The sequence below is a fragment of the Ideonella azotifigens genome (genome assembly GCF_021043325.1).
GTDB lineage: Bacteria > Pseudomonadota > Gammaproteobacteria > Burkholderiales > Burkholderiaceae_C > Ideonella > Ideonella azotifigens.
The window spans coordinates 112,665-138,871 of record NZ_JAJNKD010000003.1 but is presented as its reverse complement, the minus strand read 5'-3'; the positions used below and the strand labels follow the sequence as shown (position 1 = coordinate 138,871).

Sequence of the window (26,207 nt, the reverse complement as noted above, 5' to 3'; positions counted from 1 at the left end):
CCACGCTCCTGAATCTCCTAACGAAATGCGGATCTTGAAAGTGCCACCGGCGGGCGCAAGCCGCCGAGGCGTGCACCAGCCCTGGCTCAGAACACGTCCAGCATCGGCAAGCGGCTGTCTTGCTGCAGGCAGCTGGCGATGAACAGCGCCACGCCGATGTCGCCGGTCCACAGCGAATGGCGGGCGTGGCCGCTGGCCTCGCGCTGCGCATCCACCTGCGTGGCGGCGTGCATCGCAAAGGCGCGTGCACGGGCCAGCCACAGCGCGTCCCCGCTGCGCTGCCAGAGCTTCAGCAGCGCGTAGCCGTTTCCTGCGGTGCCATGGCACAGGCCTGAGCCCTTGGCCAGCGGGCCGGCGCGCCAGGTCGTCTGGCCGGCATCCAGCAGCAGCGCGTCCCAGGCTGGCGTGCGTGGTGCGCCGGCCAGGCGGCAGACGATGCCGGGCGCGCCGTGGCAGTCCTGCACCAGCATCTTGCCGTTGGCGCTTTGCGGGTGCGAAGGCGGCCAGTTGGTGCACCCGTCCTGGCGCATCGCCAGCGCCTGCACGGTCTGCAAGGCCCGGTCGGCAAAGCCTTGCACCACCGCGGGCGGCAGCAGCGCCGCGCCGCGCATCACCGGGTACAGGTTGCCGGCAAAGCCGTGGCCCGCGCCGATGTAGCAGACGACCTTGCCGTACAGGTCCTGCCACCACAGCCAGGCGCCGAGTTCGGCGTCGAACACCATCTCGTCCCACAGGATGTTCACGCCCCGCGCAAACAGCTCGGCCCAGCGCGGCTCGCCGGTCGCCTCGGCCATGTGGATCGCTGCCACCAGCGTGCCGGGCGAGCCCCACAGCATCTCGCGCGCCGGATGGTGCAGGTTGCCCTGCACCACGTCGAACAGCTGGTCGGCCACGGCTTGCGAAGGCGCGGCCTGCCACTGCAGCAACAGCAAACCCGAGTCCCCCATGAACAGCGACTGCGTGCCGGCCAGGTGCGTCTCGCCAACCTCGCGGTTGCGCTGGACCAGCGTGGGCACGGTGGCGTCGAAGCGGGCCAGTTCGGCCGGCTCGACGAAGCCCTGTCTAGACAGGTGGCGCAGCGCCCAGATGATGCCGCCGGCGCCGAAATAAAGCATCGAATAGCGCGTGTCGGGCGTTGCCGGATCGTCCAGCGCATGCGCCCGCCAAAGCCCCTGCGGCGAGAAGTCCTGCAGCGCGTCCTGCACCATGCGTTGCACCGCGGCGCGTGCCGCAGCCTCGTCCCACAACGGCCCGTTCAAGCCCTCGTGGCGCGCGGGGTCAAACAGCGTGTTTGAAACAGTCGTTGCAACTTGCATGCGTGCATTTTGCGGGTGTCATGCCTGTCCCGCCAAGGGCAGCGCGCTGCGATATCAGGCCTGCGCCTACACGGCGGCGAACGGGCAACTTCTATAGTCCCCGGCATGCAGATGGATCATGAACACACACCAGGGATGAAGATCGGAAAGCATGATGCGGGCTTTCGGCGACGGGCCGGCATTGGCATGCCCGCGGAGTGCGAATGAAGGCCCCCGACCTGCCTGGCAGCGAATGCGCGCTGTTCTTTGACTTCGACGGCACGCTGGTCGATCTGGCGCCCACCCCCGACACCATTGCCGTGCTGCCGCGCACGGCTGAACTCCTGTTCCAGCTGAAGCTTGCGCTCAACGGCGCGCTGGCCATCGTCAGCGGCCGGCCGGTCAGCGAGATCGACCACTACCTGCATTCGCTGAAGCTCACCGTGGCGGGCGTGCATGGCACCGAACTGCGCGTTGCCGATGGCCCCATGCGGCGCATGCCGGTGGCCTCGCTGGACGCCGCGGCCGTGGTCATCGCCCGGCTGTGCGAACAGCACCCCGCACTGCTGATGGAACGCAAGCCCGGCGCGATTGCGCTGCACTACCGACAGGCCCCTGCGCTGGAAGACATGTGCCTGGCCGTGATGGAAGAAGCCTTGCTGCATGCCGAGGGCATGGCCCTGCTGCGCGGCAAGTTCGTCGTTGAAATGAAACCCAGCCGCGCGACCAAGGCCGCAGCGGTGCACGCGCTGATGGACTGCAAACCTTTCCGCCTCCGCAGGCCCTGGTTCTTTGGCGACGACGTGACCGACGAGAGCGCCTTCGAGCTGGTGCAAAGCATGGGCGGCGTGGCGATCAAGATCGGTGAGGGCGAAACCCTGGCCTCGCACCGCCTGGCCAATCCGGCCGAACTGCACGACTGGCTGGCCGCCGCGGCCGCCCAGCTCGGTGCACAGCAACCTGAGAGGTTCTCGCGATGAGCCGGCTTGTCGTGGTGTCCAACCGGGTCGGCGACCCGAGCAAGCCCTCTTCCGGCGGCCTCGCGGTCGCGTTGGGCGACGCCCTGACCAAGTCCGGCGGCCTGTGGTTTGGTGCGGGTGAGGTGGTCGACGCGGCCACGCCCACCGACCAGCGCCTGCACCTCAAGCCGCTGGACAACAAGGTCACGCTGGCCACGCTGGATCTGAGCCGCGAAGACTACGACGGCTACTACCGCGGCTATGCCAACGGCGTGCTGTGGCCGGTCTTCCACTACCGGCTGGACCTGGCGCATTTCGAGTCCGGCCACCTGGACGCCTACCGCCGCGTGAACCGCCAGTTCGCCCAGGCCCTGGCCTCGCTGCTGCAGCCCGACGACATCATCTGGGTGCACGACTACCACCTGATCCCGCTGGCCGCCGAGCTGCGCGCGCTGGGCTGCCAGCAGCGCATCGGTTTTTTCCTGCACATCCCCTTGCCGCCGCAGCTCATCCTGGCCGCGCTGCCCGGGCATGACTGGCTGATGCGGGCACTGTTCGCCTACGACCTGGTGGGCCTGCAGAGCGAAGCCGACATGGTGCACCTGCGGCGCTACCTGGTGGCCGAAGCGCATGCCGAAGAACTCTCCGAGCATTCGTTTGGCGCCTTCAACCGCATGCTGCGTGCCGGTGCCTTCCCGATCGGGCTGGACGTGGACAGCTTCATCGCGATGGCCGAAGCCCCGCCAGCGCAGGAAACCCTGGCCACGCTGCGCCAGCAGTACGCCCAGCGCCAACTGCTGGTCGGCATTGACAGGCTGGACTATTCCAAGGGCCTGCCGCAGCGCATGAAGGCCTTCCGCACGCTGCTGGAGCGCCACCCCGAAACCCGCCAGCAGGCCACGCTGGTGCAGATCGCTGCACCGTCGCGCGAAGAGGTCGAAGCCTATGGCGACATCCGGCGCGAGCTGGAAAGCCTGTGCGGCGCGATCAACGGCGACTTCAGCGAGCTGGACTGGACGCCCATCCGCTACCTGCACAAGCCGCTGGAACGCGAGGCCGTGCCCGGGCTCTACCGGGCAGCCAAGGTCGCACTGGTCACGCCGCTGCGCGACGGCATGAACCTGGTCGCCAAGGAATTCGTTGCCGCGCAGGACCCGGCCGACCCCGGCGTGCTGGTGCTGTCGCGCTTTGCCGGCGCGGCCGAGCAGCTGACCGAAGCCTTGCTGGTCAACCCCTACGACACCGACGCCACGGCAGAGGCCATCCTGCATGCGCTGAAAATGCCGCTGGAGGAACGCCAGCTGCGCCATCAGCGGATGCTGGCGAACATCCGCGAGCACGATGTGCACGCCTGGCAGCGCCGCTTCCTTGAAACGTTGATGGATGTCTCGCCCGCATGACGACGCTGTTGTCCGAATCCGAAGCCACGCTGGCGCTGCGCCTGCAGCACATCGTGCAGTCCTCGCCCATCTTCATGGCCGCGCTGCGCGCCGTGCGCCAGGTCGCGCCGCCGGACGCCTGCATCGGCGCCGGTGCCATCCGCAACCTGGTCTGGGACCATCTGCACGGCCACACGGAAGCCTCGCCGGTGGCCGACTGGGACGTGGTCTTCTTCGACGCCGCCGACTGCCGCCAGGCGCGTGACCAGGCGCTGCAGCAGCAGCTGACGCAAGCCTGCCCGGAGCTGACCTGGGAGGTCACCAACCAGGCCGGCGTGCACCACTGGTTCGAAGCCATCTTCGGCCACGCCGTGGCCCCGCTGGACAGCCTCGAAGAAGCGGTCGCCACCTGGCCGGAATACTGCACCTCGGTCGCCATTGCACTGCGGCCGGACGACAGCCTGCGCATCATCGCGCCCTATGGCCTGGCGGACCTGTTCGCGCTGCGCGTGCGCCGCAACCCGGCGCGCGTCAGCGAGCAGACCTACCGCCAGCGCGTGGCCACCAAGCAATACGCCAAGCGCTGGCCGGGCGTGACGGTGGAGAGCTGCTGACGCGCTGAGCGCGAATTTGCTGGGCAGCTGAGGCATCATCGCGGACCGCCCTCCGGCCCGCGACGCAACCGCATCGCCGGGCATCGTTTGCCGCTCCGCCCGAAGCCCATGCCGACGTTCCGCCCCGCGCCTCTTGCCTCGACATCACACCAGGCTGGCCTGGACACCCTGCGTGCCGTCGCTATCGCGCTAGTCTTCATGTACCACTACCAGGTCTTCGTCTCGCAGGAGGCGACTTTTGGTTGGCTCAGCGAGGTGGGCTGGGTGGGCGTGGACCTGTTTTTCGTGCTCAGTGGCTACCTGATCGCCAATGGCCTGCTGGGCGGGCTGGTGCGCGGGCAGGCGCTGGACCTGGGCGGGTTCTATGCGCGGCGCATGTTCCGCACCTGGCCGGTGTACTGGCTGGTGCTGGCAGCGTATTTCCTGGCGCCTGCGCTGATGGGCGGCAAGACGCCGCCGCCGCTGTGGCGCTTCCTCACGTTCACGCAGAACTGGGGGCTGCAGCCGGGCACCGCGTTTTCGCATGCCTGGTCGCTGTGCATCGAGGAGCAGTTCTACGCGACGCTGCCGCTGGCCGCCTTGCTGGGCACCCATGCGGTGGCGGCCTGGGGCTGGGGACGGCGCCAGGCCTGGGGTGCGCTGGCGCTGCTGCTGGCGGTGGGCGTGGGCCTGCGGGCGCTGCTGTGGGCCTGGTACGGCCGCGAGGACAGTCCGCTGGCCGACCATTACTACCCCTGGGTGTACTACGGCACGCTGTGCCGCTTCGACGAATTCCTGCCCGGCGTGGCGCTGGCAATGCTCAAGCACCTGCACCCTGAGACCTGGCGCCGCCTGATGGGCGCGGCCGGCCGCTGGTTGCTGCCCGCCGCGCTGCTGGCGCTGCTTGCCATGGGCTACGGCGTGCTGCGCCACTACTACGTCGACGGCTACGGCTATGGCGGCTTCATGAGCATTGCGGGCTATTCGCTGGTGGCGATGAGCTTCGGCCTGCTGGTGGCCGCGGCCATGCGGCCGGGCAGCTGGCTGCAGCGCACCCGCGTGCCGGGTGCGGCCACGCTGGCGGCCTGGTCCTACCCGCTGTACCTCTCGCACAAGCCGGTGGCCTACATCGTGGCCAATGCGGGTAGTGCATCGCTGGCGGCTGCGCCTGGCTGGCGTCTGGCGCTGGTCACGGCGGCTTGCCTGGCCGTGGCGGCCTTGTTGCATCACCTGGTGGAGCGCCCGGGGCTGCGGCTGCGCGAGCGCTGGTTCCCGCAGCAGTTCAAGCCGGTGGGCGATGCACCGCCGCGGGCCGGGGGCGCCGTGGCGCCCTGAAAATCAGGCGCCCATCAGGCCCAGGTCGTGCAGCGTCTGCGCCAGCAGGTCCATCTGCACCGGCTTGAGCAGGTAGGCGTCGTGGTGCACGGTGCGCCCGGACGATTTCAACTCCGGCAGCTCGCTGCCCGAGCAGACCACCATCACGGTCGGGTGTTCGCGGCCCTGCTCTGCCTGTCGCACTTCGCGGATCAGCTCCAGCCCGCCGAGGCCGGGCATGTCCAGGTCAGTGACGATGGCGCCCACGCCGCCGCGCCGCCACCTGGCCAGTGCGTCGCGCGCGTCGGCGGCGCCTTCGGCTTCGAAACCCAGGCGACACAGCATCTCGGTCATCATCAGCCGGCTGACCGGGTCGTCGTCGCAGACCAGCACCGCGCCGCTGCGCGGCCCGGCCGAAGCGGGCGCCAGCTCGTCCTGCCAGGGGATGTCCAGCGTGACCTCGGTGCCCCGGCCGGCTTCGCTGTGCAGTTCGATGCGGCCACCCATCAGCGTGCAGAGCTGGCGGCAGATGGCCAGGCCCAGGCCGGTGCTGCCCTCGGGCGTTGTCGGCCCGGCCTCGCGCTCGGCGGTGGCATAGGGCTCGAACAGCGTGGCGCGCAACTTGGCGTCGATGCCGGCGCCCGTGTCGCCCACCACGAAGCGCAGGCCGCCGTCCGCGGCGCGCGAGGCTTCCAGCCAGACCCGGCCGGCGGCGGTGTACTTGCAGGCATTGCTGAGCAGGTTGGTCAGCAGCTGCTTGAGCCGCAGCGGATCCAGCACCACCCGGCGCGGCAGGTCCGGCGAGGCATGCAGCTCGAACACCAGCCCCTTGCTGCCGGCGGCCGCGCGCCAGGCACCGGCCACTTCGGTGAGCAGGGCCTGCAGGTCGAAGCTGCGGGGGCGCAGCTTGATGGCGTCGGTGGAAAAGCGTGCGGCGTCCAGCACGTCGTTGAGCAGCTGGGTCAAGGTCTGCGCCGACTGGCGGGCAATCTCCAGCGCACCGGCCTGCTGCGCGTCCAGCCCCCGGTCGCTGACCGACTGCAGGGCCAGCGACAGCAGGTGCGTGGGTGCGCGCAGCTCGTGGCTGGCCGAGGCCATCAGCAGGTTGCGCGACTCGGCCTCGCGTGCCAGCCTGGCCTGCAGTTCACGCTCGGCGCTCACGTCCACCACATAGCCCGTCCACACCCGCGTGCCGTCCGGCTCGGTGCGCTGCACCGCTTCCGCATGCACCCAGCGGCTGCCGCGCTCGGGGTTCAGGTAGGCCACCGTCAGCTTGAAAGGCTGGCCTGTGCGCATGGACGCCCGCTCAGCGGCCAACGCGCCGGCCCGGTGGTCCTCGCGCACGCGGTCAATCACCTCGCGCAGGATGGAGCGCGTCGGGTCCAGCTGGTCGACGCCCATGAAGCGCATCGTGCCGGGCGAGGTATAGCGGTGGGCGAAGCTGCCGTCCGGCCGGACGACGTAGCGAAAGACGATGCCCGGCACGTGGGCGGCCACGTCGTTCAGCAAGGCTTCCGCCCGCCGGTGCGCTTCGATTGCCCGTTCTGCGTCAGCACGCGCCTCGCGCTCGGCCAAGTGGGCCAGCTTCAGCCGGCGGTTGGCCAGCCACATCATGCAGATCACCAGCAGGCCGCCCAGCGCAATCGGCACTGCCCAGCTGGTGACGTCCACCCAGGTCAGCCCGGGCTGCACCGAGACCAGCAGCCAGCGCCGCTTGATGTCGGCCGCCTCGCCGGGCGTGATGGCCTCGAAGCCTTTCTCCAGCAGCCGCGCCAGCTCGGGCCTGGACTTGCGCACGCCGAAGAACAGTTCGCTGTCGGCATCCGGCAGCACGCCGGTCAGGCGCAGCCGACCGGTGTAGCGCGCGTCGATCAGGCGGTTGATGACGGTGGCATTGCCAATGGCCGCGGCCACCTCGCCAGTGTCCAGCGCCGCCAGCATCTCGGCCTGCGACGAGAACTCGGCCAGCGCCAGCCCGGGGCGGCGCGAGCGCAGCTGCGGCAGCAGGAAATGCTCCCTCAGCAAACCCAGCGAGCCGCTCTCGATGTCGTCCGGCGTGCGCCACTGGCGCGGGTCGCTGCTGCGCATGACGAGCACGGTGGGCGATGACGAGAACGGCCCGACAAAGTCGAACAGCGCCCGGCGCGACTCGGTGCGCGCCATGCCGACGACCACGTCCAGCTCGCCCCGCGCCGCGCGCTCATAGGTGTCGGCAAAGCTGGCGCCGCTCTGCTCGATCACCCGCAGGCCGACCTTCTGCGCAGCCAGCCGGAACATGTCGGCCCCCAAGCCTTCGAAACGGCCCAGGCCGCTGCTGCTGGTGAAGGGCGCGAACTCGCGGTCGAAGCCAATGCGCACACCGCCCGCACGCTGCACCCAGTTGCGCTCGGCCTCGCTGAGTTCGACCTTGCCGGGCACCCACAGCGCCGACGAACCCACCGGCAGCCAGCGGCGCGCCGCCGCGGCCCGCTCGGCCGGGCTGATGCTCTCCAGCGCCTTGCGCACGATGCTGTCCAGCAAGGGCTGCTGGCGCGACACCGCAGGCCCGAGGAAGCTGCGCCCTGCCCGGTCCTCCCGGCGCACGCGCAGGTTGGCCAGCAGATTGGCCTCGATGTGGTACAGCGCCTCGTGCAGCCAGGCCACGCACAGGTCGGCCTGCCCAGTGGCCACCGCCTGCAGGGCTTGCTGGGTGGTTTCGAAGGACAGCACCCGGGTGCCCGGGAACTCGCGCGTCAGCATTTCGCCCGGCACCTGGGCCTGCACGATGGCCACGCGGCGGCCGGCAAAGTTCTGGGCTTCGGACACGTCAGTCACATCGCTGCGGGTCACCAGCACCAGCTCGGCATCCAGCAAGGCACCGGGGAAGGTGGCAAAGGGCTCGCGCACGGGACTGGGCGCAGCCAGCGGCGTCATCTGCACCTCGCCGGTGGCCAGCAGTTGCGCGGCCGCCTGGGCCGAGGGCACCCAGCGGTAGGCCCAGCGCAAGCCGGTGCGCTCGCCAATGCGGTCCATCATGTCGATGGCAAAACCCACCGGCGTGCCGTCCGCGTGTCGGCTGTAGTACGGCGCGTTGCCGTCCACCACCACCACCGGCACGACGCCCTGCTGGGCAATCCAGTTGCGCTCCTGGTCGCTCAGGCTGGGGAGCTGGGCAAATGCCAGCGCGGCCGGCAGCAGCCAGAGCCAGCCCCACAACAGCACACGAAAGCAGACCCGCATGCGGCATCGTACCCGGCACGCAAGCCGCTTCGCCAAAACAACAGGCGCAGGCCTGGCCCTCGCGCCGGCGGCACCGTAGACTCCGCAGCCGACTTTCAGGAACCTTCCCATGCAACTCATCGGCATGCTGGACTCGCCTTACGTGCGGCGCGTCGCCATCTCCCTGCAGCTCTTGCAACTGCCGTTTGAACACCGCTCGGTCTCGGTCTTCCGCGGCTTCGAGCAGTTCAGGCAGATCAACCCGGTGGTCAAGGCGCCGACGCTGCTTTGCGACGATGGCACGCCGTTGATGGACTCGACGCTGATGCTCGAATATGCCGAAGCGCTGGCGGCCCCGCGCAGCCTGATGCCGGCCGCCCTGCCCGAGCGCCAGCAGGCGCTGCACCTGATCGGCCTGGCGCTGGCCGCGACGGAGAAGAGCGTGCAGATCGTCTACGAACACGGCATTCGGCCGGCCGAGAAGGTTCACGCGCCGTGGCTTGAGCGCGTGACCGGCCAGATGCACAGCGCCTTCGGCCTGCTCGAAGCGGCGCTGGCACCGCAGTCGCCGCAGGCGCCGCTGCTGTCGCTGGCCAGCGGCGAGCTGCAGCAAGCCGGCATCACGCTGGCGGTCGCCGTGCATTTCGCGCAGCAGATGCAGCCCGAACAGATCAACGCCGTGCGCTACCCGCGGCTGAGCGCCTGGTCGGCGCAGGCCGAGCAACTGCCCGCGTTCCGTGCCGCAGCGCATGGCGAGGGCGTGTACCCGGTGCAAGGCGCCTGATGGACTGGCAGGCCGCCGCCCAGGCCTTGGTGCCAGCCGAGCTGGCCTACGCCGCCTTCAATGCCCGCCGCACCACCGACGGCGACGAGGCCGCCGTGCGGTGCGCACCGGCCGACGCCGTGCCCTGGGTGTGCGACCCGGCGCGCCCGCGCAGCAGCTACTACTGCCGCGCGGTGGCACGCGAAATCGCCGCGCTGGAGAACCTGGAACTCAGCCCCGAGGCCGAGCAGGCCGCCGCCTGGGAGCTGTGGCCGGACAGCGTGGACGCCAGCACCAGCGCTTTCCTGCAAAGCCGGGGCTACCGGCCCGGCTACACGCTGTGCTACCTCGCCGCGGCGCCCGCGGCATTGGCGCCGCAGCCGGCCACGCCGCAGGTTCAGCAGCTGCGGCCCGACCAGGCCGACCTGTTCCTGGACCTGCTGCAGCAACATGAAGGCCTGCAGCTCAGCGCCGAGAAGCGCGCCCGCAAGCGCCACTTCTACGCCACAGACGAGTTCCAGGTCTTCCTGTGCCAGGACAGCGCCGGCCAGCCCTGCGCCTGGGCCACGCTGCATGTGTCACTTGATGCAGGCGGCGTCGGCTTCCTTGGCAACAGCTTCACGCTGCCCAGCCATCGCCGCCAGGGCCATCACCGCGCACTGCTGCAGGCCCGCCTGCAGCGAGCCCGCGAACTGGGCCTGGCCTGGGCCTTCACCGATGTGGCACACGGCTCCCCCAGCCACCTCGGCTGCGAGCAGGCAGGGCTGCGCACGCTGACGGTCAACACGATCTGGCAGTCCTGAGCCAAAGCTGGCGCAAAGACCGCCCCGCTGGCCGGGCCGGCGTCCGGCCGTGGAGAAGGTCGTGGAGAATCAGCCTTCTTCCTGAACGACAGACCCAGCGCCATGAAAACTGCCCTGCTCGTGATCGATGTGCAATGCGGCCTGTTCGACGACTCGCCGCGCCCCTTCGAGGCCGATGCGGTCGTCGACCGCATCAACGCCCTGACCGCCCAGGCCCGCACGGCCGGCGTGCCGGTGGTCTTCATCCAGCACGAGCGCGCCAGCGGCTCGCTGGCCCATGGCAGTGACGGCTGGCAACTGGAGCGCCGGCTGAAGACCGATGCGCGCGACACCTTCATCCGCAAGACGACACCCGATTCCTTCCTGCGCACCGAGCTGCAGGAGACGCTGCAGGGCTGGGGCGTGAAGCAGCTGGCGATCTGCGGCTATGCGACCGAGTTCTGCGTGGACACCACCACTCGCCGCGCAGCCGCGCTGGGCTTCCCGGTGCTGCTGGTGGCCGACGCCCACACCACACACGACAAGGCCCACGCCAGCGCCGCGGCCATCCGCGCCCACCACAACGCCACGCTGCCCGACATCGCCAGCTTCGGCCCCGAGATCCGCGCCGTCAACGCGGCCGACCTGCGTTTTGGCGACGGCACTGCCTCGCCCGCGCCAGGCGCCAAGCCCGTCACGCCGGCCGGCCCGCCCGAAGGCCTGCCCGTCTACCGCCTGCTGACAGGCGTGGACGACGCGGCCTTCTGCCACCGCGTCTCGGCCGCGCTGAGCCTAGGCTACCGGCTGCGCAGCGCGCCCTCGGCGACCTTCAACGGCGAGCACGTGGTCGTCGCCCAGGCCGTCGTCTGGCCCGGCCCATTGACGGCAGACGCCGACGCGAAGGCGGGCACCGCGGCCGACGCCGCCACACGCTGACGCACTTCAGCGCGAACCGAATCGCGCGCAGCGGGTCGCACAGGCATGGCTTCATCTTCCATGCCCATCCAGAACCTCACCAGCCCGAGCATCCTGCCCGCGCCGGAAATGGCGCCCACCACTTTTTCGCTGCACTTCACGCTGCGCCCGGCCCGCCCTGGCGAGGCCGGGGCGCTGAGCGCGCTGGCCCGGGCTTCCAAGGCCTTCTGGCCCTACAGCACCGCCCAGGTGGCGGCCTGGGCCGACGACCTGCGCATTGACGAGGCCACGCTGGCGACCGGCTGCTGCTGGGTGGCCGAGCGGGTGGACCACGGTACCGCCGAGTTGCCGGACGCGTTGATCGCCGGCTTTGTCGTGCTCCAGCCGGGCTCGCCCGACTGGGCGCTGCAGCACTGCTGGGTGCTGCCCGAGCAGATTGGCCGCGGCGTGGGTCGAGCGCTGCTGGCGCAGTCCGCCCGCCTGGCAGGCGAGGCCGGTGCCGCCGGGCTGACGATAGACGCCGACCCGCATGCCGAGCCGTTCTACCTGGCCCGCGGCGCCCAGCGCGTGGGCAGCCAGGCCGCGCCCATCGAAGGAGAGCCGGACCGGGTGCGGCCACAGCTGCGGCTGGCACTCGCGCGCTGAAACTCGCGCGCCCAAGCCCAGCCTGGACTCGCGTGCGATGATGCTGCGAACAGGTCGGCACGGCATTGGGTGTGATGGTGGATGGTGAATCGGACGAGCTGATCTTTGGCGACTGCGTGCTGCGGCCGGCCGGGCGCGAGCTGCTCTGGCGTGGCCAGCCGCAACCGCTGCCGCCCAAGGCCTTCGAGCTGCTGCTGCACCTGGTGCGGCAGCGAGACCGCGTGGTGCCCAAGGCCGAGTTGCTGGACGCCGTGTGGCGCGGCGCCGATGTGTCGGACAACGTGCTGGCCCGCACCGTGATGAAGGTGCGCCAGGCCCTGGGCGACACTGGCGACGAACCGCTGCTGCTGCGCACGGTGCACCGCGTCGGCTACCGCTTCCAGCCGCCGGGCGGCGTGAGCACCGCGGCCCCGGGCGACGGCCCGGCCGCGCCTGAAGCCCCGTCTCCCGCCGCCGCGCGCCCGCGCCTGGCCCTGCTGCCGGTGCACAACGCCAGCGGCGACACCACACTGGACTGGACCGCCTGGGGCCTGCCGCTGCTGGCCGCTCAGGCACTGGACGGCGACACCCGGCTCAGCATCCTGGCCACCGAGACGGTGCAGCACGCGCTGAGCCAGCTGCCGTCCGCCAAGTCTGCAAAGCCTGATGAGGCACTGGCACTGCAGCTCGCCGAGCTGACCGGCGCCCAAAGCGTGGTGCTGGCCAGCCTGCGCCGCAGCGGCGAGCGGCTGCGGCTGGACTATCACAGCGTGGGCTGGCACGAGTTACGCGGCAGCCTGAAAGCGACCGAGCCTGGCGCGCTGGGCGGGCAGCTGGCCGACGCGCTGGCCGCCGGCCTGTTTCCCGAAGCCGCGCTGCGCAACACGGCCCAGCGCGCCACGCCCGATCCGCTGGCCAGCCAGGCCTTTGCGCGCGCCATCGAGGTCGGCGGGCAGGAGCGCTGGGAGGTGGCCGCCCGGCTGCTGCGCGTGGTGCTGGACTTCAACCCCGACGACCTCTACGCCAGGCTGCACCACCTGCGCGCGCTGGCCAACCTGAACGATCCCGAGGCCGCGCACATCGGCCTGGCGCTGGTGGCCGATGCCGAACGGGCCGGCGACCAGCGACTGACGGCCGCCGCCCACGAGGGCCTGGGCCGCGCGCTGTTCAACAGCGCGGCCGATGCACCCGCCATCGCCGATGCCCGCCAGCACCTGGACACCGCGCTCGCGCTGGCCCGCCCGTTCGACGACGAGGACTGGGTAATCCGCATCTACCTGGGCCAGGCGATTGCCGCGCAGGTCGAGCGCGACTACGAGCGCGCCCGGCGCTTCTACGACCTGGCCTGGCGGGCCAACGAACGGGCCGGCAACCAGTTGCGCCGGGCCGTGATCCTGACCAACCACGCGGTGCTCTCGCACCATGCCGGCGACCTGCTGGTGGCGCGCGACCTGGCCGAACAGGCGCTGGCGCTGTGCGAGCGCCACGGCCTTCGCGCCAACAGCGTGGACGCCCTCGCCTGCCTGGCGCTGGCAGAGGCCGGGCTGGGCCTGTTCCGCCAGGCCACGGCGCGCTGCGAAACCGCGATGGCCCGCCTCGCAGAGCTGCCGGCCAACGAACACGACAGCGCCGCCTGGGTGCTGCTGATCGCCGCCCAGCTGGCTTTCGAACTGCGCTCGCCGGGCGACCTGGCCGAGCGCGCCTTCCACGCTGCCGCCCACCTGGGCGACGGCACGCTGCGCCGCGTGCTCGCGGCGCTGGCCGTGGCCTGGGCCTACCGGGCTGCGCAAGACGGCGACCTCGCTGGCGCCGAGGTGCATTGCCAGAACGCGCTGGCCCAGTCGCAGGACAACGGCTACGCCGAGAGCGTGCACCTGTTCCAGCGCTGGCGCCTGGGCCTCTGGCTGCGGCTGCGCCCGGCCGCCGAGCTGCTGGCGCAAAAAAAGCCCTGGCAGGCGACCTGGCACTCGCTGCCCCGTTGGGGCGAGGACCTGCTGCTGCAGGCCGCCGAGCTGCACGCCCAGGCCGCCCAGGCCCAGGAACAGGGCGACGACTTGCAGGCGCTGGCGCTGCTGGCCCGCACCCGCCAGATGGCGCCGCTGGGCAGCACCCGCGCCCATGCCCAGCTGGACGCCGCATGGCTGCAGCTCGAAGCCGGCCAGCCGGCCGAGGCCGCCCGGCTGCTGCGCGACATCGGCCCCTGGCTGCGCGAGCATCCGCTGGGCCTGGCGGTCGCCGCCCGGCTGGCGCTGGCCCAGGGCCGGCGCGAGGCAGCCGCCGAGCTGCACCAGGCCGCGCTGGAGGCCATGCGCCACCGCGCACCGCCTTTCCTGGCCGCACTGAGCCCTTTCTATGCGGCCGCCGAGGACGCGCTCGCGCCGCCCCGCGCACCCCGCCTGCTGACGCTGCTCTAAGCCACTGCGCGGGGACTACCCCCGCAGTCATGGTTTGGTCATCAATTGGGCAGGACTTGCCTGGCGCCGCCGCCTATCTTTGCGCCAGGGCTGCAGATCACCCACTGCCGCACTACCACCACATGGTGGGGCCCGGGCCACCCGCCCGGGCATCCCCCACATCCCAGAAGCCAGTCCGCTAGGAGTTTGCCCGTGCCCGCCGTCGTTGCCTGTTTCCGCCTTCTGCCCTCCGTCCAGTTGCTGGTCGCCGCGCTGGCCGTGTTCGCCCTGGGCGACTCGGCCCATGCCCAGTCCACCGCCCTGAACGGCAAGAATGGCGCCGTCACGCTGGGTGACCAGCCCACCGTGCTGCCGATGAAGATCGTGCGCCAGGGCGACACCACGAATGCCGTCAGCGTGCATTACCAGACCGTGGACGGCTCGGCCAAGGCCGGCAAGGACTACTGGCCCACCAGCGGCATCGTCACCATTCCGGCCGGCGCCACCAGCGTCACGGTGCCGGTGCAGGTGCTGGGCAAGAACGCCAAGCACCGCAAGCTGGGCAAGTTCACGCTGCAGCTGGACAAGGCCATCGAGACCGCCGGCAGCCTGGACACGCTGGCGCTGGCGACCACCACCCCCGCGGCCGCCATCGGCCAGTTCATCTGGGGCATGGCCAGTGCCGACCTGGACGGCGACGGCATGCCCGAACTGGTGCTGGCCAACCAGGACGCCGGCACGCTGGACGTGCTGCTGAACAAGACCGCCGCCGGCGCGACCGGCACGCCGGTGCTGGCCGCTCCCCTGGCGCTGGGCATGATCTCGGCGCCGAACAAGCCGGCCGCCTGCGACCTCAACGGCGATGGCAAGCCGGACCTGGTGGCCGCCGGTGCCGGCATCAACCAGTTCACGGTGCAGATGAACAGCTCGCAGCCTGGCGCGCTGAGCTTCGTGCGCACCGACGTGGCCTCGCTGCCCTGGGGCTACATGAACCAGATGGCCTGCGCCGACTTCGACGGCGACGGCAAGATCGACATCGTCGGCGCCGGCTTCGGCTCGCCCTCGGCGGCCGACACCAACCGCGCCATCGTCTTCCGCAACCTGACCAAGCGCGGCGAGACCACCGTGGCGCTGGAGGCCCCGATCGGCTTCGCAGCCAGCGCCACCAGCAGCTTCTCGTCGCCGCAGACCGTGGTGACGGGCGACTTCAACGGCGACGGCAAGCCCGACATCGCGCTGGGCAACAGCAACGGCGCCAACGTTGCCATCTTGCTCAACACCACGCCGGCCGGTTCATCGAAAATCAGCTTTGCCCCGGCCACCACCTTCGACACCTTCGAGGGCGCGACGGACATGATCACGCTGGACATCGACGGCGACGGCAAGACGGACGTCATCACGATGAATGGCGAAAACGGCTTCGGCGCCACCTGGGCCCTGCTGGTCAACCGCACCCCCGCCGGCGCCACCACCCCCGTCTTCGTCCCCAACGTGCGGCAGATTGGCGGCGTGCCCTTCGGCATGGCCACCGCCGACATGGACCTGGACGGCCGCCCCGACGTGCTGGTCAGCTACCTGGGTGTGGGCAACACCCCCACTGGCGCCATCGGTGTCCTGCTGAACCGCAGCACAGCCGGCAGCGACAACCCCAGTTTCCTCCAGGCCAACATGGTGACCGGCACCGATGAGCCGCATGCCGTCGCGGCAGTCGACCTGAACCAGGACGGCCTGCCCGACGTGGTGACGGCGGACATGGTGTTCAACAGCCGCGCCAAGCTGCAGGTGGCTCTGCAGTCGCGCAGCACGCTGCCGGTCCAGATCTTGCAAAGTGGCATCGGCAAGCTGCAACCCTGACGTCACTGCCGGGCATTTGCTTCCGCGAGCCCGGCGAGCCGGGGCCCTCGCTCATCGTTCCCTTGTTGAAACTCAGAATCCTTTCCCACATGCAAAACACTTCCCTGCGCCTGATTGCCGCTGCCGCGATCGCCCTCTGCATGGGCCAGTCGGCCCTGGCGGCACAACCCGCCGCCGATCACCCCGCCGTGCAACGCGCGCTGGCCCACCTGGGCGGCCAGGCCCTGGCCTCGGCCCACGGTTCGGGTGCGGATGCCTATTCGGTGCGCGACCTGGTCGTCGATGCCGACGGCAGCGAGCACGTGCGCTTTGCCCGCACCCACAACGGGCTGCGCGTGATTGGTGGCGACCTGGTGGTGCACAGCCGCGCCGACGGCAGCCTGCAAGGCCTCAGCCTGACCCAGAAGGCCATGATCCAGCTCGACCTGACACCCAAGGTGGAGGCCGCCCTGGCCGCCAGGACCGCGCTCGCCGCCACCACCTCGCTGGCTTCCGCCGGCAGCGTGAAGCACAAGGAACTGGTGATCTACGCCCGCGGCGCCCAAGCCCAGCTGGCCTGGGACGTGCGCGTGGACGGCGTGCAGCCTGACGGCACGCCCAGCCAGGCCCACCTGATCATCAGCGCCACCGGCAACACCCTGCTCGACCAGTGGGACGAGATCGAGACGGCCGACATCAAGGGCAAGGGCAAGACCCTGTATTCCGGCAACGTGCCGCTGCACTCGGACCTGACCGACACCACCTACACGCTGAAGGACCTGAACCGCGGTGGCCACTACGTGGTGGACATGAAGAGCCGCCAGTTCGGCACCGGCACCGTCTTCACCGGCACCGACAAGATCTGGGGCGACAACACCGAGACCAGCAACGAGACCGTGGCCGCCGACGCGGCCTATGGCCAGAACATGACCTGGGACTACTACCAGAAGACCTTCGGCCGCAACGGCATTGCCGACGACGGCCAGGGCGCCTACTCCCGCGTGCACTACGGCCGCAACTACGACAACGCCTTCTGGAGCGACGACTGCTTCTGCATGACCTACGGCGACGGCAACAGCTTCACGCCGCTGGTTTCGCTGGACGTGGCCGGCCATGAGATGACCCACGGCGTGACCTCGCGCACCGCCGCGCTGATCTACTCCGGCGAGTCCGGCGGCCTCAACGAGGGCACCTCGGACATCATGGGCAGCATGGTCGAGTTCTTTGCCAAGAACGAAAACGACGTGGGCGACTACCTGATCGGTGAAGAGCTCTACCCGGCCGGCAGCGGCGAGGCCCTGCGCTACATGCAGCAGCCCAGCAAGGATGGCGGCTCGGCCGACTGCTGGTACAGCGGCGTCGGCAACCTGGACGTGCACTACTCGTCCGGCGTGGCCAACCACTTCTACTTCCTGCTCGCCGAAGGCACCACCGCCGGCTCGCCGTCCAAGACCTGCGTTTCGGGCGACACCAAGACCGCGACTGGCTCGGCCACGCTGACCGGCGTCGGCCGCAAGAAGGCCGCCAAGATCTGGTACCGCGCGCTGACCGTCTACATGACCAGCAGCACCGACTACGCCGCCGCCCGCGCCGCCACCATCAGCGCCGCGACCGACCTGTTCGGCGAAACCTCGCCGGAGACCGAAGCCGTCAAGGCGGCATGGACGGCCGTGAACCGCTCGTGATGCAGGCCTGACCGGCACGCAAAGGCCGCACCCGGCAACGGGTGCGGCCTTTTTCACTTTGGGCGGCGGGGAGCGCGCGCCCGCGCAGCGATGCGGCCGCTGCGTTGACGGCGGGTCACGCCGGCCCGTTCACTTCGTGACGCGGTAGACGACGCCGCTGCCCGACCCACCGGCATACGTGGTGCCGTAGAACCAGTGCACGTCCGTGGCCTTGTCGCGCAGCAGGGCGGCCCGCGAGTAGCTGCCGGTGGTGCCGTCGAACGAGTGAAGCGTCTTCAGCTTGCCATCAGGCGAGAGCTTGAAAACCGTGCCGTTGTACTGGTAACCGCCCCAGTTGGTGGTGCCCAGCAGGTTGCCCTTGCCATCGAGCATCAGCCCCGCTTCCGGCTCCGAGCCATCGGCACCGCCAGTAAAGTCATAGAGCACGCTGAAGGTGCCGCCCGGGGTCAGCTTGAAGATCGTGCCGTTGCCCGTCGCGCCGCCCGCGCCGGTGGCGCCGTAGAGGTTGCCGTCCGCGTCCAGTGTCAGCGGGACATGCGAGAAGAAGCCGGAGGCATGGTCGAAGGTCTTGAGCGTGGTGAAGGCGCCGCTGGCATCGATCTTGAAAATCGTGCCCGAACTGCCGGTGGCGGTGTTCGACGTGGTGCCGTAGAGGTTGCCGGCCGCATCCATCACCAGGCTGGCGGCGGGATATTTGCCATCGGCGCCGGTGAAGCTGTGCAGGATGGTGAGCTTGCCGTCCAGGGTGACCTTGAAGACAGTGCCGAGGCCGTTGGCGCCGCCGTTGACCGTCGTGCCCAGCAGCTCGCCGCCCTGGCCCCAGATGAGATCGCTGGCGGGCGTGTACCCGTCGACATTGCTGGCCCCGAACTCATAGATCGAGGTCAGCTCGCCTTTTGGCGTCACCTTGTACACATTGCCCGCGCCGTTGCGGCCGCCAACCTCGGTCACGCCGTAGAAGTTGCCGTCCGAGCCCTTCAGCAGGCCGGACATCGCGAGGTTGCCATCCACGCCGTTGAAGGCGTGGATCACCGTCTGGGTGCCATCCGGCGCCAGCTTGTAGATCGTGCCCGCACCATTGGGGCCGCCGGCGGAGGTGGTGCCGTAGAGATTGCCCTTCTTGTCGGCGACGAGGTTGCCGGCAGGCCAGGCGCCGTCATTGCCGCCGGTGAAGGTGTAGAGCACCTCGAATTTCGGGCCGTTCTCGCCGGCATGGACGGCAGGCAGCACCAACGCGCCGGCCATGAAGGCCACGCTGGCGACCAGCGCGCCGAAGGTCTTCCGATGGCCACCAGGCCTTGCCGAGGACAACACAACTTCTCGATCGAACATGGGACTTTCCAATGCGGGTTAAGGGTGCCCCCAGGGCTGGGCTGCGCCCAGCCCGCCCCCGTGGGGGTTGAGGAAACTTGGGACGGCCCGGCGTTTCCTCAGGGGATGCCCCAATGTAGTCAGCCGGCACTGCTTGCGGAACCCTTCGGATGCCCAGGCGATGACAGGGCGCGCCTGAACTTGATAGTTGCTGATAATTGGCTCAGGCCGCGACGCGCGGCAGCCAGAACGCGATGCGCGTGCCATGCGGCCCGGTGTCGACAGCGACGCGGGCTTCGTGCACCTTGGCCACCTCCGCGACGATCGCCAGGCCCAGCCGGCCACCGGAGAAGACCGAGCGCTCGCCGCCGGTGCGAAGCAGCACCTGCTGTGCGGCAGCGGGCATGCCAGGCCCATCGTCGGTCACCACCATCGCGGCCTGGTGCTCGCTGAAGACCACCGAGACGTCCACCCGCCCGCCGTCGCGCGAAAACTTCAGTGCGTTGTCAACGAGGTTGCAGAACGCACGCATCAGGGTCTCGCGATGTCCCACGATGGCAATGCCGAAAACCAGGTCCAGCTCCAGCCGCCGGCCTTCATCGATCGCACGGCGCTCGAAGGTCTCGCAGGCGGCATCCACGAGCGACGCGAGGTCCAGCGGCACCCGGTCGGCGATCGGCAGGCGACTGAGGCGGGCGACGGCCAGGAAGCGGTCCGTCATCGCCAGGGCGCGCTCGGCGAGGCGCTCCGCGCGTTGCGCTGCGGACTTCGGCGTCACGCTCTGCAGCGCCGGACCCAGCGCCACCAACGGGGCACGAAGGTCATGGGCCAGGAAGGCCAGTGTCTCCTCGCGCTCGGCGTGCAGCCGCGCCTGCTCTGCATTGCGCTGCATCAGCTCGTCCTGAGCGGCGCTCAGTTCGGACAAGGCCTGTTGCAGCGAGCGGGCCCGCTCCGCCTCGATGTCGGCGATGCGGCGTTGATGATCCCGTTCGGCCCGGGCCGATTCAGCCTCGTGACGCAACTGCGCCGCCATGGCGAGATGGCGCACCTCCCGGCTGTGCGTCGCCTCCCGGGCGGCTGCCGCGTCGAGCGAGCGCGCATAGGCCGAGGCATGTTCACCCACCTTGGCATGCTGCTCGGCCAACTGCTCGAAGAGGCGGTAGGGCACCCGGAAGTCGGGCATCGCCACGGCGACGGCCAGCGCCTGTCCCAGGTAGTGCAGCGGCGCGGTCGTGGCCGCCAGCGGCACCGGCGGGCTCAATTCAAAGCGATCGTGCAGGCCCGCCAGCAATTCGAGCGCATCGATCTGCGCGTGCGGCCATTGCATGGCTTGCGCACTTTCGAGTGCCGCCAGCGCGCCTTGCTCCGCTTCCGGTGCCCGCCCCATCAGCATGAACGCCCGGGCGCGGCCGAGGCACACGGCGAACAGGAAATTCTCGCGATAGTGCTTCTGCGACAGGCGCTCCAGTTCGTCGCTCCATTGCAGCGCGGCCATCGCGTCGCCCCGCGCCAGCGCGAGGCGCCCCTGGAAGGAGAGTGCTTCCAGGTGCAGATAAGCGCCAGGCAGTTGCTTCAGGACGGCCAGCGACTCATCCAGCATGGCCTGGGCCGTCGAGCGCTTGTCCAGGGTGTCCAGGACCTGCGCCGTCTGCAGCAGCGCAGTGCCCACCAGGACCGGCCATCCGCAGGCCTTGGCCATGCCCAGCGCCTCCTGGGCCCACTCCAGAGCTGTCCCGTGGTCGTTGAACATGGAGAACGCCATGCTCAGGTTGGCCGCGGTCGTGATCTGCTTGCGCACCATGCCGCACACGCGGGCCGCTTCCAGCTGGTCGCGCAGCCAGGTGATGGCCAGGCCGTATTCACCGCGTTGAAATGCCATCACCGCGCGCAGGTCGTTGGTGCAAGCCACCAGCACGACGCTGCGCCGGCTGGTCAACTGCGGGTCGATGGCGGCAGCCCAATCGCTCGCCGCATGCCCGTTGTCCGCCACCGCGGCGTTGTAGGCCATCGCGGCATCGATGATCGCAAGGCGCAGCGGGTCAGCGGCTGCCAGCGCCGCGGCACGCGCCTGGTTCAGCGCAGCGTCGCGCTTGTCGTGGTGGCCCAGGTCGGCCTCCAGCGAAGCCAGCAAGCCGTGCATGTCCGCGGTGCCGGCCATGTCACCAGCGCTGGCAAACAGATCGCGGGCCGCCAATGCGTGCGTGCGCGCCGGCTCGAACGCCGCAGCGAACAGCGCCTGCTCGCCGAAAACCAGCTGCAGCCGGCCCAGCAGCGAGGGCGCTTCCGAGGAGGCGATGCTCACGAGGGAAAGCGCTTCGCCTGCCATACGCCGAGCCTGCGCAGGATCGCGCTGGCGCAGGTGCCATGCAAGCGTGACCAGCAAACGGGCGCGTGCCTCACCGGTCGATGCCTGCAGACGCGCCTGCCAAGCGGCCACCAGCTCATCGGTGGCCACCGGCGCCACGGCATCGGTGGCCGGCGGTGTCAGCGACGACGGCTCATCGTCCGGGGAGGGAATCGCGTTCACGAGGGCCGTTCACGAGGACATGGGTGGAGGGCAACACCGGGAGGCGAGCCCCAGGCGCTCAGCCAGCGGGCAGTTCGAGGCGGTATCCGGAACCGTAGACGGCGACGAGCCGAATCCCGCGCCGCGCCAGCCCCAGCTTCTTGCGAACCGCATGCACATGTTGGGCCAGGGTGTGGGTGGCGACCTCGCTGGCCTTGCCCCAAACCGCGGCGAGCAGCTCAGCACGCGGGATGAAGCGGTCCGGGTTGTTCATCAGCAGCCAGATCAGGTCGAACTCACGTGGCGTCAGGACGAATCGCTCTTCGGGCGCATCGACATCCACCACGCTCTGACCCGCATAGTCGAGGCAGAACGATCCGAAGGTCAAGCGTCCCCGGTAGGCCACAGGCACCTGTGTGATGCGTCGCGCAAGGGCCTGCAGCCGCGCGCGAAGAATGGGGCGTGCCACCGGCTTGGTAAGGAAGTCGTCGGCACCCGCCTCGAGCGCGGAGACGATGAGATCCTCGCTGTCGACCGAGGTCAGCATCACGATGGGAATGCGCAGGCCGAAGTGTTCCCGCACCTTGCGCAGCACCTCGAAGCCGTTGAGGTCCGGCAGCCACCAGTCCAGCACGATCATCTGCGGCGTGGCCTCGGCCAGTCCCTTGAAGAACGCGCTGGCGGTCGAGAAGTGCGAAATCTCGATGCCGGTGGCAGCCAGGCAATCGATCAAATGGGCCGCGTGCTGCGGATCGTCCTCAAGCAGAAAGCCGCGCACTTACGGCTCGCAATGGCGTGACACGCGATCGTCGTTGCCGTGACGGAAATGGACGGGAGCCGGCAGGCACATGGCGGTATCAAGGTTGGACAAGACGCTGGCCTTGATTTGACGCCAGACCGTGCACGCGCCTTCAGCGGAATGTTCAAGAATCATCAAAAGCCGCGTCGCGGCCGCGGTTCAGCGCCTCACGTCGCCGTCGCGCAGCATCACCGGCTCGACCGAGCCGCCGGCCACGCGTTTTTGCACCGCCGCATGCAGCTCGGCGGCATGGGCCAGGTAGGTGGCCAGCGGGTCGTCGTCCAGGCTGGCGGACTGGTAGCGGTAGTGCAGCACTTCCTTGCCGATGCTGGCGCCGACCTCGGTGTCCTGCACCTGCACCCAGAAGCGCACCGTACCGGAAGGAAGGTGGAAAAAGGCCTCTGTGCTCATCGCGTCTCCGTTGAGATGTCTTGTGTATGCGGGCAACCCGCTGCTTGCCCCGCAGGGCAGCATTGCCCGCGGCGGTGCCGCCGTCCGTGCGCTGGCACACATACGCCGACTGTACGGCGACCGGGCACGGCCCATGCCATCATCGGCCCAGACGGGAGAAATGCCGATGACCGAACCTTTGTTGCTCAGCACCACGCGCATCACCACCTACGACGGCGACCGGGTGCTGACCGGTGCGACCGGTTTTTTCTTCGAGCGCGAGGATCAGCTGTTCCTGGTGACCAGCCGGCATGTGTTCATCGACGCGGCCAGCAAGCATCACCCGAACCGCATCGAGATCGAGCTGCACACCGACGAGGTGGACCTGCGCGCGATGCAGGTGCTGTCGCTGTTCACCTACCACGAGGGCTTCAGCCTGTGGCGCCAGGCCAGCGACGGCGGCGGCGAGATCGACGTGGCGGTGCTGCCGCTGCCGCGCGAGTCCTTCCCCGCCGGCACGGTGCTGCGCTGCTTCACGCCAGCGCACGTGCAGCACACGCAGCCGGACGTGGAGGTCGGCCAGCCGCTGCTGGTGGTGGGCTTCCCGCTGGGCTTCCACGACACGCTGCATCACCTGCCGGTGGTGCGCCAGGCCAGCGTGGCCTCGGCCTTTGGCGTGCGCTTCCAGGGCCAGGGCTTTTTCCTGACCGATGCCCGCACCCACCGAGGCGCCAGCGGCGCGCCCGTGGTGATGCGCGACGCAGCGCTGGGCGCCACGCTGCCGTGGCGGCTGCTGGGCGTGCACGCCTCGCGCATGGACATGGGCACACGCGACCTGGTGCTGGATGAATCGCTGGGCCTGAACTGCGCCTGGTATGCGGACATCCTGCTCACGCTCACCGCGCCACCGGCAGCAGCCGCAGCCACGGGTGCGTCAGGCGCCATCACCCAAACGTGAACGCGAAGGCCTGCGCGCCTTCGTCCAGGAACTCGATGTCGAACACCCGTTCGCGACCGTCCGAGGACTGGCGCACGAGCTGGTAGAGGCGTTGGGCTTCGATGCGGCCGTTGCCTTCGGCGTCGGTGTCGCTGCCGTGGTCGGCACCGGGCGGCTGGCCGTCGATGCGGACCTTGAAGCGCAGGCTGCGGCCGGGCTGGCCGGGGCCGAGCACCAGGTGCAGGTCGCGGGCCTTGAAGCGGTAGGTGATGCGGGCGCCGGCCTGCGGCGCATCCAGCTGTTCTTCGCCAACGCGCCAGTTGCCGGCCAGGGTCCACTGGTTCAGGTTCAGCCGTGGCGCGGGCGAGAAGCGCTGCGTGCGGCCGCCTGCACGCAGCTGGCCCAGCGTGGCCACGAAGCCTTCGGCGCGGGCGCCGCCGAGGTAGGTCTCGTCGGAGGCCGGTGCCTGCGGCCCGGCGGCCGCCTGCGTGCCCTCGCCTTGCGGCGCCACCAGGTCCTCCGGCACGTTGCGGCGGCCGGCCTCGCGCAGCAGTTGCTGGATCATGCGTTCGGCCTGGTCGTAGCGGCCTTCGCCGAGCTGGCGGTGGCGGATCTTGCCGTTCGCATCGACGAAGTAGAACGCTGGCCAGGCACGGTTGCCGAAGGCGCGCCACAACGCCTGCTGGCTGTCCACCGCGACCGGGTAGGCAATGCCCAGCTCCTTCACCGCGCGCTGCACGTTGGGCAGGGCCCGCTCGAAGTCAAACTCCGGCGTGTGCGCGCCGATCACCACCAGCCCCGACGAGCCATATTTCTCGGCCCAGGCGCGCACATACGGCAAGGTGCGCAGGCAGTTGATGCAGGAGTAGGTCCAGAAGTCCACCAGCACGACCTTGCCACGCAGGGCCTGGGCGTCCAGCGGCGGCGAGTTGAGCCAGGCGGTGGCACCGTCCAGCGCCGGCAGCGGCTGCTGCCCGCTGGGCGCGGCGCTCAGCCAGTCGCCACCGGCCATGCCCCACCGGCCGGTCATCAGCGCGAACCAGGTGGCCAGCAGCACCGCGGCGGTGCGGGGGGCCAGCCAGCGGCGGGTGGAGGAAACGGAGGTGGGCTTCATGGCCGGCATGCCTTTGAGTGGTGCTTCAGTGCGTCAGGGCTTCGTGCGTCCGTGGCCCGGTCAGTTGACCGAAAACGCAACGTCGATGTTGCCGCGGGTGGCCTTGGAATACGGGCAGGTGGCGTGCGCCTCGTCAACCAGCGCACGGGCCACCTCGGGCGCCAGGCAGGGCAGGCTGATCGCCAGCCGGGCTTGCAGGAAATAGCCGCCTTCGCCAGTGCCCAGGTCCACCTCGGCGGCCACCGCCACGTCGGCCGGCAGCGCCACCTTCATGCGGCGCGCGGCGTGACCCATCGCGCCAATGAAGCAAGCCGACCAGCCAGCGGCGAACAGTCTTTAACATGAGGTATTCCTTTTGAGAAAGGTTGGGACATTCAGAGGCGGGCGACATCGAGCACGGCCTGTGCAAAGGCGGCCGGCGCCTCCTGCGGCAGGTTGTGGCCAATGCCGCCTTCGATCAGCCGGTACTGGTACTTGCCGGTGAACTTGTGGCGGAAGGCCGCGTCGCCCACGGCATGCGGGGCGCCGTTGGCATCGCCTTCCAGCACGATGGTCGGCACGCCGATGGTGGGGCCTGTGGCCAGGCGCCGCTCCAGCGCGTCGTAGCGGGCCTCGCCGTCGGCCAGGCCCTGGCGCCAGCGGTAGTTGTGGATCACGATGGCCACGTGGTCCGGGTTGTCCAGCGAGGCGGCGCTGCGGGCGAAGGTCGCGTCGTCGAAGCGCCACATGGGCGAGGCCGTCTGCCAGATCAGCCGGGCGAAGGCGTCGCGGTTCTTCTCGTAGCCGAGGCGGCCCCGCTCGGTGGCGAAGTAGAACTGGTACCACCAGGCGTATTCGGCCGCTGGCGGCAACGGCGCCTTGTTGGCCTCGCGGTTGCCGATCAGGTAGCCGCTCACCGAGACCAGCGCCTCGCAGCGCTCGGGCCACAGTGCCGCGATGATGTCCGCCGTGCGGGCGCCCCAGTCGAAGGCGGCGAACAGCGCACGCGGGATCTTCAGCGCGTCCAGCAGGGCGATGATGTCCAGCGCCACCGCGGCCTGCTGGCCGTTGCGGAAGCTGTCCACCGACAGGAAGCGTGTGCTGCCATGGCCGCGCAGGTGCGGCACGATGACCCGGTAGCCCTGGGCCACCAGCAGTGGTGCCACCTCGGCGAAGCTGTGGATGTCGTACGGCCAGCCGTGCAGCAGCACGACCACCGGGCCGTCGACCGGGCCCAGCTCCGCATAACCCACGTTCAGCAGGCCAGCCTCGACCTGGCGGATGGGGCCGAACGACGCGGCCGTCGTGCCGGCCGCGTTCTGCGCGGTGGCAGCACCGGTCCAGGCCAGGCCAAGGCTGGCGGCGCCGAGGCTGATGGCGGTGCTGCCGAGGAACTGGCGGCGGGAAGCAAGCGGGGTGTGGGACATGGGCTCTCCTG

General features: G+C 69.8%; 20 protein-coding genes and 1 pseudogene. 12 read left to right on the top strand and 9 right to left on the bottom strand.

All coding sequences use genetic code 11. The features are described from left to right. Positions 1–86: 86 nt before the first annotated feature. Entirely contained in the window at positions 87–1,316 is a 1,230-nt protein-coding gene (locus LRH25_RS08725; protein ID WP_231010935.1) for a lanthionine synthetase C family protein, read from the bottom strand. A 203-nt stretch (positions 1,317–1,519) separates the two neighbouring features. Between LRH25_RS08725 and otsB the strand changes: the two genes are divergently transcribed. The 4 genes from otsB (at position 1,520) to LRH25_RS08705 (ending at position 5,561) form a co-directional block, all read left to right on the top strand. Further along, entirely contained in the window at positions 1,520–2,275 is a 756-nt protein-coding gene (otsB, locus tag LRH25_RS08720; RefSeq protein WP_141288527.1) for a trehalose-phosphatase, read from the top strand. Further along, positions 2,272–3,654, top strand: a complete 1,383-nt coding sequence (gene otsA, locus LRH25_RS08715; protein ID WP_141288528.1) for an alpha,alpha-trehalose-phosphate synthase (UDP-forming) — start codon at positions 2,272–2,274, stop codon at positions 3,652–3,654. Before otsB ends, otsA begins: the two co-directional genes overlap by 4 nt. Beyond that, positions 3,651–4,247 carry a nucleotidyltransferase family protein gene (locus LRH25_RS08710; RefSeq protein WP_231010933.1) on the top strand — a complete coding sequence of 199 codons (597 nt, stop codon included), beginning with the start codon at positions 3,651–3,653 and terminating at the stop codon, positions 4,245–4,247. The genes otsA and LRH25_RS08710 overlap by 4 nt, the downstream gene beginning before the upstream one ends. A gap of 108 nt (positions 4,248–4,355) precedes the next feature. Then, a complete protein-coding gene (locus LRH25_RS08705; RefSeq protein ID WP_259373955.1) occupies positions 4,356–5,561 on the top strand; it encodes an acyltransferase family protein in 1,206 nt (401 codons plus the stop codon). A gap of 3 nt (positions 5,562–5,564) precedes the next feature. On the opposite strand, the gene LRH25_RS08700 is transcribed toward LRH25_RS08705, so the two are convergent. Then, complete coding sequence (locus LRH25_RS08700) at positions 5,565–8,759, bottom strand: ATP-binding protein (protein WP_231010917.1); 3,195 nt, start codon at positions 8,757–8,759, stop codon at positions 5,565–5,567. A 109-nt stretch (positions 8,760–8,868) separates the two neighbouring features. On the opposite strand from LRH25_RS08700, the gene LRH25_RS08695 reads away from it, so the two are divergent. The 7 genes from LRH25_RS08695 (at position 8,869) to LRH25_RS08660 (ending at position 17,733) form a co-directional block, all read left to right on the top strand. Further along, entirely contained in the window at positions 8,869–9,522 is a 654-nt protein-coding gene (locus LRH25_RS08695) for a glutathione S-transferase family protein (RefSeq protein WP_231010915.1), read from the top strand. Next, a complete protein-coding gene (locus LRH25_RS08690) occupies positions 9,522–10,304 on the top strand; it encodes a GNAT family N-acetyltransferase (protein WP_231010913.1) in 783 nt (260 codons plus the stop codon). Before LRH25_RS08695 ends, LRH25_RS08690 begins: the two co-directional genes overlap by 1 nt. Positions 10,305–10,406: 102 nt before the next feature. Continuing rightward, positions 10,407–11,219 (top strand): isochorismatase family protein, encoded by an 813-nt coding sequence (locus LRH25_RS08685; protein WP_310742417.1) that lies wholly within the window; start codon positions 10,407–10,409, stop codon positions 11,217–11,219. Between the two features lie 45 nt (positions 11,220–11,264). Further along, positions 11,265–11,843, top strand: a complete 579-nt coding sequence (locus tag LRH25_RS08675; RefSeq protein ID WP_231010911.1) for a GNAT family N-acetyltransferase — start codon at positions 11,265–11,267, stop codon at positions 11,841–11,843. 74 nt (positions 11,844–11,917) lie between these two features. After that, a complete protein-coding gene (locus tag LRH25_RS08670) occupies positions 11,918–14,236 on the top strand; it encodes a winged helix-turn-helix domain-containing protein (protein WP_231010909.1) in 2,319 nt (772 codons plus the stop codon). 192 nt (positions 14,237–14,428) lie between these two features. After that, a complete protein-coding gene (locus LRH25_RS08665) occupies positions 14,429–16,069 on the top strand; it encodes an FG-GAP-like repeat-containing protein (RefSeq protein WP_170200870.1) in 1,641 nt (546 codons plus the stop codon). Between the two features lie 89 nt (positions 16,070–16,158). After that, positions 16,159–17,733 (top strand): M4 family metallopeptidase, encoded by a 1,575-nt coding sequence (locus tag LRH25_RS08660; protein WP_141287831.1) that lies wholly within the window; start codon positions 16,159–16,161, stop codon positions 17,731–17,733. Positions 17,734–17,862: 129 nt separating this feature from the next. On the opposite strand, the gene LRH25_RS08655 is transcribed toward LRH25_RS08660, so the two are convergent. The 4 genes from LRH25_RS08655 to LRH25_RS08640 form a co-directional block, all read right to left on the bottom strand. Further along, the gene (locus LRH25_RS08655; RefSeq protein WP_141287832.1) at positions 17,863–19,065 is read right to left on the bottom strand and encodes a choice-of-anchor tandem repeat GloVer-containing protein; all 1,203 of its coding nucleotides are present in this window, start codon (positions 19,063–19,065) and stop codon (positions 17,863–17,865) included. A 202-nt stretch (positions 19,066–19,267) separates the two neighbouring features. Next, the gene (locus LRH25_RS33035; RefSeq protein WP_141287833.1) at positions 19,268–21,571 is read right to left on the bottom strand and encodes a sensor histidine kinase; all 2,304 of its coding nucleotides are present in this window, start codon (positions 21,569–21,571) and stop codon (positions 19,268–19,270) included. A 58-nt stretch (positions 21,572–21,629) separates the two neighbouring features. Further along, positions 21,630–22,328, bottom strand: coding sequence for a response regulator transcription factor (locus LRH25_RS08645; RefSeq protein WP_141287834.1), 699 nt, complete (start codon positions 22,326–22,328; stop codon positions 21,630–21,632). A 180-nt stretch (positions 22,329–22,508) separates the two neighbouring features. Further along, positions 22,509–22,760 carry a DUF1488 family protein gene (locus LRH25_RS08640; RefSeq protein WP_141287835.1) on the bottom strand — a complete coding sequence of 84 codons (252 nt, stop codon included), beginning with the start codon at positions 22,758–22,760 and terminating at the stop codon, positions 22,509–22,511. Between the two features lie 166 nt (positions 22,761–22,926). On the opposite strand from LRH25_RS08640, the gene LRH25_RS08635 reads away from it, so the two are divergent. Continuing rightward, entirely contained in the window at positions 22,927–23,697 is a 771-nt protein-coding gene (locus LRH25_RS08635) for a S1 family peptidase (protein ID WP_231010901.1), read from the top strand. On the opposite strand, the gene LRH25_RS08630 is transcribed toward LRH25_RS08635, so the two are convergent. The 3 genes and pseudogenes from LRH25_RS08630 to LRH25_RS08620 form a co-directional block, all read right to left on the bottom strand. After that, a complete protein-coding gene (locus tag LRH25_RS08630) occupies positions 23,684–24,790 on the bottom strand; it encodes a thioredoxin family protein (RefSeq protein WP_231010899.1) in 1,107 nt (368 codons plus the stop codon). The genes LRH25_RS08635 and LRH25_RS08630 overlap by 14 nt on opposite strands. A 60-nt stretch (positions 24,791–24,850) precedes the next feature. Then, a pseudogene (locus LRH25_RS08625) lies at positions 24,851–25,126 on the bottom strand (Ohr family peroxiredoxin); the annotation flags it as partial. 38 nt (positions 25,127–25,164) lie between these two features. Then, positions 25,165–26,196, bottom strand: coding sequence for an alpha/beta fold hydrolase (locus LRH25_RS08620; RefSeq protein WP_141290030.1), 1,032 nt, complete (start codon positions 26,194–26,196; stop codon positions 25,165–25,167). Positions 26,197–26,207: the final 11 nt, after the last annotated feature.